The 419-nt window shown below is 43.9% G+C and carries 1 rRNA gene; it reads left to right on the top strand.

Annotation, left to right across the window (positions count from 1 at the left end):
* Positions 1-306: 306 nt before the first annotated feature.
* Positions 307-419, top strand: a 23S ribosomal RNA gene (locus tag AEA42_RS05245); the annotation flags it as partial.

Below are 419 nucleotides of genomic sequence, written 5' to 3'. Positions count from 1 at the left end.
CTGTCGTTGTGTTAATACGAAAAAAATTGAGTTCTTAAAACACTTGTTAAGTGTCTTGAATATTCAAGTCTAAGGCGAGTCCATCTTCTTGGTCGAAGATGAGACAAGTAAAACCAGCTGGTCGCAATACAATTCGATGTGTGTTTTCTCTTATTTCGATAAGGTAAGCGCAGCCAATCGCTTGTTAGGCAAGGCCGTAAGTTGAATGACGAATGAGTGTAGCAGCGCTACATGATTGAGGAATGAGACTTGCAACGACGCATAACAAGAGGAGTGGCAAGCGAACGAAACCCATTTGGGTTGTATGGTTAAGCGACTAAGCGTATACGGTGGATGCCTTGGCAGTCAGAGGCGATGAAGGACGTAGTAACTTGCGAAAAGCGTTGGCGAGCTAGTAACAAGCATTTGAGCTAACGATG

It is taken from the genome of Shewanella sp. Sh95, assembly GCF_001308045.1.
Taxonomy (GTDB): Bacteria; Pseudomonadota; Gammaproteobacteria; order Enterobacterales; family Shewanellaceae; genus Shewanella; species Shewanella xiamenensis.
Note: the sequence above shows the minus strand (reverse complement) of the source record. Positions and strands in the feature narration are given on the sequence as shown.